This is a genomic window from Flavobacterium macrobrachii (assembly GCF_014486675.1).
Lineage (GTDB): Bacteria > Bacteroidota > Bacteroidia > Flavobacteriales > Flavobacteriaceae > Flavobacterium > Flavobacterium macrobrachii.
Genome location: NZ_JACTAC010000203.1, coordinates 1 through 369, shown reverse-complemented (window position 1 = coordinate 369; position 369 = coordinate 1). Strand labels below are relative to the sequence as shown.

The following is a 369-nucleotide window of genomic DNA, read 5'->3' as shown; positions in this document are numbered from 1 at the left end:
AACGAGAAGTGCGCTTTAAATTCTTTCATAACACCGGCTTCTGGATATTCTACCTTAAACCAGTAATCCGTTGATGGCATCAACTGTCCGTTATAGGTTCCATCCCAACCATCACCATCGGAACTAATTTGTTTCAACAGCTTGCTATGGCGGTCAAAGATGTAAATCGTTGTTGCATCAGCAAAGTTTTCTAATCCTTTTATGTTCCAAGTGTCGTGATAGCCATCACCATTGGGTGTAAAGTAGTGTGGATAGTCTATAATTTGTACGCCTTCTATGCTTACTTCTCCACAAGAATAACCATTCGGGTCGCGAACATCCCATACATGCACCGTGTGTGTTCCAATGGGTACATTGGTAAATACGCCG

General features: G+C 42.3%; 1 protein-coding gene. It reads right to left on the bottom strand.

The features are described from left to right. The coding region (locus tag IAI56_RS15970) for a T9SS type B sorting domain-containing protein (RefSeq protein WP_342354549.1) at positions 1–332 on the bottom strand (332 nt) is incomplete at its 3' end. Positions 333–369 lie beyond the last annotated feature (37 nt).